We start from the raw sequence: 9,810 nt of genomic DNA on the forward strand, positions 1-9,810 counted from the left end.
CTTTGCCTAGGTCGTTCGGTTGGTTGAAGATTGTGCGGTTTTTCGTGGCACAGCAACGCGCGGCGGGGTCTGGCCAGTTGATCCCGTCGCGCGACTGTCGAAGGTGTTCCGTGAAGTGCGTGGATTGCATCCTCACCGTCGTGACGCGACTACGATTTGAGATCTGACGCGCGGTCACGGGGGAACGCCTTAGAAGATAGCGCACAGCGCGCGCTTCTCTGACCACATGTCAGGTGAACGTGGCCTGAAACCTTGCTTTCATCTGTCAGGGGTACGTCAGGGCCGGTCGCCCACCGGGCATCCCCGGCGGCCGGCCCGGCGGGCAGCGTGGCGGAATCTGCGCACGGCGGGCCCCCGGCGGCCCGGGGCGGGGGTGTGCAACCGCGGTGTGCGGCAGGACCGGTCGCCCCGGAAGTCTGATATACAGACGTCATGCCTTCGCAGCGCCAATTACGCTTCGGTGTCAACATGTTCGTTCCCGGTTCGCGCCGCGAGTGGAGCGCGAAATTCCGCAGAGCCGAGGAACTCGGTTTCGACGTCATCGGAGTGGCCGATCACCTCGGGTTCTCCGCGCCTTTCCCGGCAATGCTGCTCGCCGCCGAAGCGACCGAACGCGTACGGCTGAACACATTCGTACTGAACACGCCGTTCTACAACCCCGTCCTCCTCGCACGTGACGTGGCGAGCACCGACCAATTCATCGACGGTCGCATGGAACTCGGGCTCGGCGCAGGCTATGTGAAGGCCGAGTACGACGCCGCGGGAATGCCGTTCCCCAGCGGCGGGAAACGGGTCGAACAGCTGGAACGGACGGTCACCACGTTGCGTTCCCTGTTCGCGGACAAGGAATACCAGCCGCGTCCGGCCCAGCCGTCCGGGCCTCCGCTGCTGATCGCGGGCTGGGGCGACCGGCTGCTGCGGGTGGCCGCCGCGCACGCCGACATCATCGCCTTTCCCGGCGGCTGGGCCAGTGCCGACGGCGAGGACATTCATCTGGCCGGCGCCGCACAGATGGAGGAACGGCTCGCCTATGTGCGCGGCCTGCTCGGTGACCGCGCCGACGCCGTGGAGCTGAACCTTCTGGTGCAGCAGGTGATTCCGCCCGCCGCACAGTCCGTGATGCCCGACAGGTTCGAGCCGCTGCCGCCTGATGCCGCACACAGCCCCGAGGAGATTCCCAGCGTACTGACCGGAACCCCGGCGGAGATGGCGCAACAAATCGAGGACCGCCGCGAACGCTACGGCTTCACCTATTTCACGGTCATGGAATACAACATGGAGAACTTCGCGCCGGTCATCGCCGAGCTGCGCTGACGGGAAAAGGCGACCCCATGAGCACCGGCACCCCCACCACCCTTTTGCTGCTGCGGCACGGCGAGACGGCACTGACACCGCAGAAGCGGATATCCGGCAGCGGCGGACCCGACCCGGAGCTGTCGGAGGCCGGGCTGCGGCAGGCCGAGGCCGCCGCGAGGAGGCTTGCGGCACGCGGCGCCGTGCAGGCGGTGGTGTCCTCACCGCTGCGCCGGGCCCGGCAGACGGCCGAGGCGGCGGCACGACGGCTCGGCCTGGACGTCCACATCGACGAAGGGCTCACCGAGGCGGATTTCGGCGCCTGGGAGGGGCTGACGTTCGCCGAGGTGCGCGAGCGCCACCCGGACGAGATGGCAGCCTGGCTCGCCTCGCCGGACGCGGTGCCCGGCGGCACCGGGGAGACCTTCTCCTCGGTTGCCCGCCGGGCCACGCTCTCACGCGACCGGCTCCTGGCACGGTACGAGGGGCGGACCGTGCTGGTCGTGTCCCATGTCGGGGTGTTGCGGACACTGATCCGGCTGGCACTGGGCGCGCCACCCGAGACGCTGTTCCGCATGGAACTGTCGGCGGCCTCGCTGTCGGCCGTCACCTATGACGGGCAGGGGAACGCGACGGTGCACTCGCTGAACGACACCGCGCACCTGGCGGACCACCGCTGACCCCGGCAGCCGGAACGACTCCGCAGCGGACCGTCTTCGTGCGCATGAGGAATTCGGCGAGATAGCCGTCGTGCGGCAGCCCGTGCGCCATCCACGGCGTCGGATGGTCACCGACGTAGACGTTGGCGATGGTCGGCTCGGCCACCAACGCGTCGATCAGCTCCGCGTCGGTGGTGACGGCGGTGAGGACGAGGGTGTCGCGCAGCGGCCGCAGCCCGGCGTCGCGGTCCCACGGTGCGACCCACGCACAAGGGAAGCCCAGCTCCAGCCCCAGCTGTTCGGCGAACGGGCTGTCGAGCTGGTGCACCGCCGGCCGGAGCACCGCCGAACCGTCGCCGAGCTCGTCGACGACACCGTCCCCGCCGAGCCACGCCTTCGTCCCCGCGGCCCGCTGCCGCAGGTACCCGTCCCACCGGCGGGCGAGACCGACGGGCTGCACCGGCAGGACCGCGCGTTCGTCCGTCGGGGGCAGGCTGGGCAGCGCGGCGAGGCGTTCCGCGATCGCCGCGGCCACGGGGGAGGGGTCGCCCTCGACCAGGATGCCCGTGGCGTTGACGCACCCGGTGCCCCCACCACTGCTGATCGACTCCACGATGGTGCCGACGAGCGGCTCCCAGTCGGTCTCGGCGGTGATGAGGATCTTCGAGCGCCCCGGGCCCTGCGGCAGAACGCGCGCATCACCCGCGTACTTGCCCACGACGTCCGCACCGCCGTACACCATGCCGAAGTCGGCGTGCCGGAGGATGTCGTCGGCCACGTCGTGGTCGGTGGACAGCAACGCGATGCCCTCGTCGCCGAAACCGGCCTCGCGCAGGGCGGTGACCAGCCGGTGCGGGGTGAACGGCTCCCGGCGGGAGGGCCGCACGGCGACGCGGTAGCCGAGCGCGAGGGCGTCCAGCCACCCCTGGTGCACCGCCGGGTGATTGCCCGCCGCATGCACGGCGAACACCTCACCGCGCCGGGTCCACACCGCAGCACCGTCCCGGGCCCGCGGATCGCGCCACGAGCCGACCGCGGCGGCCGGCCGTGCGTTCTCCACGCTCCGGTGGATCTGCTCGGCGGCCCGCGCAATGTCGTCGGTGGCATGGCGCACCACCGAAATCGGTATGCCGGTGACCGTGCTGACGGTGTGCTGGTACTCCTCCGGCGTCAGCCCCGCCACCGACTGCGTGGCGAAGGCCCGGGCCGCCCGGGCGAATGCCGCGACCCGCGCGTCGAGGGGCAGCGCCGGCGCCCGGCGCATGGCCTTGATCGCCCGCGTGACGTAGAGCGAGGGCGCCAGACTCAAGGTCGCCACCGGGTTTCCGGCGAGGTCCCGAATGGTCTCCTGGCGCCGGGACCGATACGGGCCGCCGGGGCCCAGAACATCCAGGGACAACATCAGTACACGCCCTCGATCACCGTCGTGTCGCCGAAGGACGCCACGGGGGTGACGTCGGCGACCGCATCACCGAAGCCGCCGTCCACCGGCGCGATCCGGGTCGCGTAGTCCCGCTCCAGGTTGTTGACCAGCAGGGCCGTCCGGCTCATGTGGTGCGTCAGGACCTGCCCGCGCTCGCCGTACGGCACGACCTCGCCGGTGTCGGGGTCGACCACCCGGAACGTGGTGTACGGAGCGAACGAGTCGAACACGCACGGCTCGTCGCGACCGAGGCCGGGCCGCTCCACCGAGGTGCCCAGCATCATCGTGCCGCCGTACCCGCCGACGAACGTGGCGTCGGGGAACACCTCGTCGCGCAGCAGGTCCCGGGTGTCGGCGTCCATGTGCGTACCGCCCCAGATGATCGCGCGGACCTTCCGGTTCACCAGCTCCACCAGGTCGTCGTGGTGCGCGAGGCGCTCCAGCAGCGGCGGGGTGGCGAACAGGACGCCCACGTCCTGGCCGGCCAGAATGTAGCCGACCTGCTCGATGAGGTGATCGGTGTAGGCGCCGGCCACGTCCGTCCGGCCCTGCGCGAGCAGCTTCTTCACCCATCGCGGGTCCAGGTCGATGAAGAAGTTCACCCCGCCCCGGGACAGCGCGGTGTCGGCCGCCATGGCCCCGACATTGTGCGGCCCGCTGGGGACCGCACTGAGCCAGTCGACATTGCGGGGTACGCCGTGGGAATCCAGTCGCTCACTGAACCATTCGACGCTGCGCCGCTGCCACTCCGCGGCGTACATCACCCGCTTGGGCTGCCCCGTGGTGCCGCCGCTCTCGTAGACGGCCGCCCCGTGCCCGTCACCGTAGCCACGCGGAATCAGCTCATGGACGCCGACATCGCGCAGCTCGTCGACCACGTTGGGGAACAGGCGGAGGTCGTCGAAGTCCTTGACGTCGGTCAGCGGGTCGAAGCCGAGGGTCCCGGCCCGCTTCAGCCAGAACGGTGACCCGGTCTCCGGACTGAAGTGCCACTGCATCATCTCCCGGACGAACTCTCCGCCGGTGTGCTCGACCATGCTTTTCCTCTCGAACGAATGAAACACCTGCCCGGCGGCTTCCTACGCGGTCCCGGCCGGGACCCCGGGGCAGCGGGCGGTGGAGAGACCGGCCGTGTCGATCCAGGACTCCTTGCCGAGCACGAGGTCGTGGACGATCTCCCCGGCGGCGGGGGCCTGGCAGATCCCCTGCCCGGAGAAGCCGGCCGCGTAGACGAACGGGCGGGAGGGATCGCGGCCGATGAAGGCCATTCCGTCCGGGCTGACGTCGAGGTTTCCGCTCCACCCGTGCTCGAGGCCCTGGCCGGCGAGGGCCGGGAACGTCGTGCCGAGGTGGTGCGACACCCGTTGCAGCCAGGCATCCCGGGTCTCGTCCGGCCCGGGGCGGCCCATGCCGACCAGGATGCGGTCTCCCCAGCTCCGGATCCGCAGGCTGGACGGGTGCATGGTCATCGGCAGGGCGTCGCGCGGGGCACTGCCGGCGGCGTCGGCCAGGAGCATCTCGACGGGGTACGTGGTGACGGGAAGGTGCACGCCGGCCATGGCGGCGACCGTTCCCGCCCAGGGGCCCGCCGCGCAGACGACGGTGTCGGCGCGAATGCTGCCCGCGGGCGTGTGGACCAGCCCGTCCGGGTCGATGCCGGTGACAGGTGTCTCCGTTCGCAGGACGGCGCCGGCCTGCCGGGCGGCTGCGGCGTAGCCACGTACGATCGCGGGCGGATCGCAGGCGTAGGCCTCGGGCGCCCAAGCCGCCGCCAGGACGGTCCGCTCGTCGACCAGAGGGTTGATCCGCGCCGCTTCGGCGGCGGTCACGAGTTCGACGTCCACTCCGGCCGCCTGCTGGGCGGCCCGGGTGTCCCGGAAGTCCTGCACCTGCTGTTCGTCGGTGAACAGCACGAGCAGGCCGATGCGCTCCAGCCCGAGGTCGGTTCCGGTCCGTTCGGCGAATTCCTGGTAGGCCGCCAGGCTCCGCACGGCCAGGCTGCTGATGAGGGGGTTGCCGGGAAAGTAGGTGCGCACCACGCCCGCCGTGGTCCCGGACGTTCCCGAGCCGAGCGCGCCACTCTCCAGCAGGACGGTGCCGACGCCCGCCTCGGCCAGCCGGCACGCTGCCGAGGTGCCGATGACGCCGCCGCCGATGACGAGGACGTCCGTGCGGTCGGGGAGCCCGCTCACGGCCGGCCGACCGGCTCGCCGGCGCGCAGCTGGCGCAGGTGGTCCCCGGTGTCCCACGGGTACAGGTGCAGGTTCCAGCCGCCCAGGCAGTTGATGTAGAGCGCCAGCTGGCTGACCACGCTCAGGAAGTCGTCGCGGTCGAGCCGGTCGAGGCAGGCCAGGAAGCGCTGGGTGAAGCTCCACAGCTGCTCCAGGCCGCAGTAGCCCAGGAACTCGGCAGGAACACCGACCAGCAGGCGCGCCATGTGACGCAGTGACTCGATGGGCATGCCCTGGACCGTGGCCCGGGCCAGACCACCGTAGGTGGCGTACCCCAGCGGACGGGTCTCGCCGTTGACGAACAGCAGCGTGGGCAGCACCGTCTCGAAGCTGCCCGCCCCGGAGGGGATCACGCCCGCGTGGAGGCCGGCGAGTTCCTCGGGCGCGGTCAGCCAGGCCCGCTCGGTCGCGGTGTACACGTCCTGGAGGAGACGGTTCGCCTCGGGATCGGCGGCGGTCAGGAGCGGAATGCTGTGGCCGCCTTCGGCCCCCGCCCTGCGGACCTCCACCAGGATGGGCTTCTTCGTCGAATAGACCGAATCCCAGACGGCCTTTCCGGCCTCCAGCAGTGCGGGCATGTCCTCCTCGCGGATCCTGCCCACCGGGGTGGCCGGCATCGGTTCGGTCAACGTGCCGTATTTGATGCCCAGGTGCTGGAGACCGGAGCAGAACACGGTCCCGTCGGGCGCCTCGCGCCGGTCCGCGATCCGCGTGGACGCGGACAGGTGCAGCAGCGACGGGATCGGTGCCGCGTGGTACAGATGCTGTCCCGCTATCAGCGCGTGTCCCTGAAGACTCTGGTAGGGCAGAGCCTCCCAGAGGGCATCGGCAAGTTCGGGATTGCGACCGTCGAGTTCCGCGGTCACGGTGACACCCAGGTCGGGCCAGGAAATCTCGATATGCCGGCCGGATAATGCAGAAGTCAAGACGTTCCCCTGTTCGGTGAGATGTCGCCGCTGTTATTTCTCTGGAAAAGAGTCACGGACGGAGATGATCTCCACGCCCTGCTCGGGAGAGACTACATGCCATGACCAACTGGTCAACCGCCGTGTTCAAGTGGCGCGTTGGCCGGGCGAAAACCCCGCGCGCCCGGCGGCGATCGAGGGCAACATGACGTACTGTCCGTCCCTTTCCGCCGCATCCGTGAGGAGCACGCCCCTTGAGCGTCGAATTCCTGGTCACGTCCCTCGTCGTGACGCTTTCACCCGGCACCGGCGTCCTGTACACATTGGCCACCGGTCTGTCCCGCGGCTTCCGGCCCAGTGTCGTCGCCGCCTTCGGGTGCACCCTCGGGATCGTCCCCCACCTGGCCGCCACCGTGCTGGGCCTGGCGGCGCTCATGCACACCAGCGCCCTGGCGTTCCGGACGCTCAAGTACCTCGGCGTCGCCTACCTGTTGTACGTCGCGTGGAAGACGTGGCGCGACCGCGGGACCCTGAGCGTCGACGAGCAGCAGGGCGAGCCGCCGTCGGCGGCCCGGGTGACCCTGACCGGTGTCCTGCTCAACCTCCTCAACCCGAAGCTCACCATCTTCTTCCTGGCGTTCCTGCCGCAGTTCGTCGGCGCGGGGGAGGCGCACCCGGTGCCGCGGATGCTGGAGCTGGGCGCCGTCTTCATGCTGATGACGTTCGTGGTCTTCGCCGGCTACGGCCTGCTGGCCGCCTCCGTCCGCGACCACGTGCTCTCCCGGCCCCGGGTCCTGACGTGGATGCGCCGCACCTTCGCCGGCGCGTTCGTGGCGCTGGGCGCCAAGCTCGCGTTCACCGACGCCTGACGGGCGGGAGGGGCGGGCGCGGCCCGCCCCTCTCAGCGCTCCTCGTGGTTCCGGTGCCCGTGCCCGGGGTGGCGCAGGCGCAACCACACGTTCCGGGCCCGGCGGCCCGCCTCCGTACGGCTGCGGGCGACCAGGCGCCGCGCCTGCTCCGGGGTCTCCACCATCGGGCCGGAGCCGCGCAGCGGCTTGCCCGCCGTCTCGTGCAGGAAGAACGCGGAGAAGAAGCCGATGACGCCGGCGCCCATCAGGTAGTAGGCCGGGACCATCTCGTTGTGCGTGCTCTCCAACAGCGCCGAGACGACCAGCGGGGTGGTGCCGCCGAAGAGCGACACGGAGATGTTGTACGACACCGACAGCGCGCCGTAGCGCATCCGGGTGGGGAAGAGCGCCGGCAGCGTGGCCGCCGACGTGCCGGCGAAGACCACCAGCAGCAGGCCGAGGACGAAGCAGCCGAGCGCCGGCAGCAGGGCGCCGCCGGCCCGGATCAGCAGCACCGCGGGGATGGCCAGGGCGACCAGGGCGGCGCTGCCCGCCATGAACAGCGGGCGGCGGCCCCAGGTGTCGGAGCGCCGGCCCACGGTGGTGATGGTCAGGGCGACCAGGATCATCGTGGCCAGGACGAGCAGCTGTGCGGTGGTGGGGTTCTGGCCCAGCGTCTCGGTCATGAACGTGGGCAGGTAGGACGTCACCACGTAGTTGGTGACGTTGTAGACCACCACCAGGCCCATGCAGATGAGCACCGCGTGCCAGTGCCCGGTGAAGATCTCCTTGAGCCTGCCGTGGCCGGACTGCCGGCCCTCCTCGGCGCCGGCGAGCTCCTCGTCGCTCTCGGCGGCCTCCGCCTCCGCGCGGAAGGCGGGTGTCTCCTCCAGGCGCATCCGCATGTAGAGGCCGATCAGGCCGAGCGGCCCGGCCACCAGGAACGGCAGTCGCCAGCCCCAGTCGGTCATGCCGTCGGTGCCCAGGGCGGCGGTGAGCACGGTCACCAGGCCGGAGCCGAGCGCGTAGCCGACGAAGGTGCCGAAGTCGAGCCAGCTGCCGAGGAACCCGCGGCGCTTGTCCGGGGCGTACTCGGCGATGTACGTGGTGGCCCCGGCGTACTCGCCGCCGGTGGAGAAGCCCTGCACCAGCCGGCACACGAGCAGCAGGACGGGCGCGGCCACGCCGACCGTGGCGTACCCGGGCAGCAGGCCGACCGCGAACGTGCTGACCGCCATCATGATCATCGTGGCGGCCAGCACCCGTTGCCGTCCGATGCGGTCGCCCAGCGGGCCGAAGACCAGGCCGCCGAGCGGGCGCACCACGAAGGCCGCGGCGAAGGTGGCGAAGGCGGCGATCACCTGGGCGCCGGAGGAGCCGGAGGGGAAGAAGACCTTGCCGAGCGTGGCCGCCATGTAGGCGTACACGCCGAAGTCGAACCACTCCATCATGTTCCCCAGCGCCGCGGCGGAGACGGCGCGGTGGACCTCGGGGCGGTCGGTGACGGTGACGTCCTCGAGGGTCAGCACCTTCTTGCGGCGCCGCAGCACCGTTCTGAGCATCCGGTCGGTGGCCGAAGTGCCGCCGCGCTGCGGGCTGCCGCGCCCGGGAGCCGGCGTCCTCTTCGGGGTTCTTCTGCGATCGGCGCTCAAATCCTTCACCTGCTGTGATCGGGGCGGGGACGCGGTGGCTCCTGCCCGGCCGGGCGGGGCCCACACGTGCGATGTCCGTGGTGGGCCGGTCACGCTTCGTCACTTCAAGGAATCTTCACACGGTGAGGGCCGTGTGTCCGTCACCACACGGCCGCCCCGCGAAATGCCGGTTTCGCCCCACGTACTTGGTGGCCGTGTGTCCGGATGTGTTCCCCGAGCGGGCCGAGGGCTCCGTATCTGTTACTCGATCCTGTGGAGAACTTGTGATGATTCAGTAAAGGAACAGGAAAGTGTGCCCTTTGGGTGGTCGGTGCATGCGGCGGTCGGAGCGCGCACGGTTGGAAATGCCGCCGGTCCCCGTGCTTACATCTGCGCACCGCAGCGGTTCTTCGAACGGTGGCCGGTCCGGCCGGACCGCTGCGGAAAGGGATTCCTGTCCCCATTCCCCCCGGATTCCCCCCGGAAAACACGAAAGAAGGGTGCGCAATCATGCGTGACAACCTCGAGACCCGTGAGATCGCCGACGCCGAGCTCGACGCCGTCGCCGGTGGCGTCGCCATCTCCGGTGGCCTCCTCGGCGCTGTGACCAGCGACGTCGACGGCATCGTCAACACCGTGACCGGCCTGCACACGGTCCAGGCCGTGCACGGCCTGCCCGGCCAGGTCGAGGGCATCGCCGGCGTCCACGTCGGCGTCGCCGGCCTCTGAGCCACCCCTTTAAATGAACCCCGGAACCCTCACCGTTCCGGGGTTCATTGCCGTTCCCATTCCCTTTCGTCGCCGCGCCGCGAATGCAGTC

Annotated in this window: 8 protein-coding genes and 1 pseudogene; 4 read left to right on the forward strand and 5 right to left on the reverse strand. The window is 70.4% G+C overall.

Annotated features, from left to right (window positions below; genetic code table 11):
• Positions 1-432 precede the first annotated feature (432 nt).
• Both IE305_RS19160 and IE305_RS19165 read left to right on the forward strand, forming a co-directional pair.
• Positions 433-1,314, forward strand: coding sequence for an LLM class F420-dependent oxidoreductase (locus tag IE305_RS19160; RefSeq protein WP_190130872.1), 882 nt, complete (start codon positions 433-435; stop codon positions 1,312-1,314).
• Positions 1,315-1,334: 20 nt separating this feature from the next.
• Positions 1,335-1,973 (forward strand): annotated as a pseudogene (locus IE305_RS19165) (histidine phosphatase family protein); the annotation flags it as partial.
• Here IE305_RS19165 and IE305_RS19170 read toward each other — a convergent pair.
• Genes IE305_RS19170 through IE305_RS19185 form a run of 4 tightly spaced genes read right to left on the reverse strand, consistent with a single transcriptional unit; the run spans position 1,900 to position 6,532 of the window.
• The gene (locus IE305_RS19170) at positions 1,900-3,354 is read right to left on the reverse strand and encodes an aldehyde dehydrogenase family protein (protein WP_190130874.1); all 1,455 of its coding nucleotides are present in this window, start codon (positions 3,352-3,354) and stop codon (positions 1,900-1,902) included. The pseudogene IE305_RS19165 and the gene IE305_RS19170 overlap by 74 nt on opposite strands.
• Positions 3,354-4,412: an AMP-binding protein gene (locus IE305_RS19175; RefSeq protein ID WP_190130875.1), complete on the reverse strand. Its 1,059-nt coding sequence runs from the start codon at positions 4,410-4,412 to the stop codon at positions 3,354-3,356. The genes IE305_RS19170 and IE305_RS19175 overlap by 1 nt, the downstream gene beginning before the upstream one ends.
• A gap of 42 nt (positions 4,413-4,454) precedes the next feature.
• Complete coding sequence (locus IE305_RS19180) at positions 4,455-5,567, reverse strand: NAD(P)/FAD-dependent oxidoreductase (protein WP_190130876.1); 1,113 nt, start codon at positions 5,565-5,567, stop codon at positions 4,455-4,457.
• A complete protein-coding gene (locus tag IE305_RS19185; RefSeq protein ID WP_190130877.1) occupies positions 5,564-6,532 on the reverse strand; it encodes a cucumopine synthase-related protein in 969 nt (322 codons plus the stop codon). Before IE305_RS19185 ends, IE305_RS19180 begins: the two co-directional genes overlap by 4 nt.
• 233 nt (positions 6,533-6,765) lie before the next feature.
• Here IE305_RS19185 and IE305_RS19190 point away from each other — a divergent pair, with 233 nt between their 5' ends.
• Positions 6,766-7,380, forward strand: coding sequence for a LysE family translocator (locus IE305_RS19190; RefSeq protein WP_190130878.1), 615 nt, complete (start codon positions 6,766-6,768; stop codon positions 7,378-7,380).
• 32 nt (positions 7,381-7,412) lie between these two features.
• On the opposite strand, the gene proP is transcribed toward IE305_RS19190, so the two are convergent.
• Positions 7,413-8,921 (reverse strand): glycine betaine/L-proline transporter ProP, encoded by a 1,509-nt coding sequence (proP, locus tag IE305_RS19195; protein WP_190130879.1) that lies wholly within the window; start codon positions 8,919-8,921, stop codon positions 7,413-7,415.
• 579 nt (positions 8,922-9,500) lie between these two features.
• On the opposite strand from proP, the gene IE305_RS19200 reads away from it, so the two are divergent.
• Positions 9,501-9,719 (forward strand): hypothetical protein, encoded by a 219-nt coding sequence (locus tag IE305_RS19200; RefSeq protein WP_190130880.1) that lies wholly within the window; start codon positions 9,501-9,503, stop codon positions 9,717-9,719.
• Positions 9,720-9,810: the final 91 nt, after the last annotated feature.

The sequence above is a fragment of the Streptomyces mashuensis genome (genome assembly GCF_014654785.1).
GTDB classification, from domain to species: Bacteria; Actinomycetota; Actinomycetes; order Streptomycetales; family Streptomycetaceae; genus Streptomyces; species Streptomyces mashuensis.

Excerpts from the sequence above, each read along its gene's own strand:
- IE305_RS19200 (WP_190130880.1), top strand. The coding sequence starts at position 9,501 with ATGCGTGACAACCTCGAGACCCGTGAGATCGCCGACGCCGAGCTCGAC.
- IE305_RS19160 (WP_190130872.1), top strand. The coding sequence starts at position 433 with ATGCCTTCGCAGCGCCAATTACGCTTCGGTGTCAACATGTTCGTTCCC.
- proP (WP_190130879.1), bottom strand. The coding sequence starts at position 8,921 with ATGCTCAGAACGGTGCTGCGGCGCCGCAAGAAGGTGCTGACCCTCGAG.
- IE305_RS19175 (WP_190130875.1), bottom strand. The coding sequence starts at position 4,412 with ATGGTCGAGCACACCGGCGGAGAGTTCGTCCGGGAGATGATGCAGTGG.
- IE305_RS19170 (WP_190130874.1), bottom strand. The coding sequence starts at position 3,354 with ATGTTGTCCCTGGATGTTCTGGGCCCCGGCGGCCCGTATCGGTCCCGG.